Origin of the sequence: Carboxydocella sp. JDF658 (assembly GCF_002049395.1) — a bacterium.
In the GTDB taxonomy this organism is placed as follows: domain Bacteria; phylum Bacillota.
In genome coordinates this window covers 1-348 of record NZ_BDLR01000200.1, presented here as the reverse complement: position 1 = coordinate 348, position 348 = coordinate 1, and the positions used below count along the sequence as shown (strand labels likewise).

Here is a 348-nt window from a genome sequence, read left to right as displayed (position 1 = left end):
TATCACCCCGGCATACTTCAACCATAGGTTACTGGAAGTATATGAAACGTTACGCCGTTCCGGTGCATTGCGCGGCGGCACTGGTTACAGGACGCCGGGCGATGGGCTTCAGGGAACGGGTGACTGAAGAACTCAGGCAACTGGTATCGCAAATCAAGCAAAACCTGACCCGGAAGGTTAATCCTGATAGACCTGGGGAAGGAAAAGGGATGACCCGTGGGGTCAGGGCCTGCTTGAGGCGGCTGGAAGAGAGGCTTCCTGTGCATAACGGGCTTGCCCAGAGTGAGCAGGAGGCGTATAACTCCGTCTGGCCTGACCTGAAGTTATTGGCCCTGTCCGTACGGTGAC

Annotated in this window: 1 pseudogene; it reads left to right on the top strand. The window is 56.3% G+C overall.

Annotated features, from left to right (window positions below):
• A pseudogene (locus JDF658_RS13630) lies at positions 1-347 on the top strand (IS200/IS605 family accessory protein TnpB-related protein); the annotation flags it as partial.
• Between the last annotated feature and the right edge of the window lies 1 nt (position 348).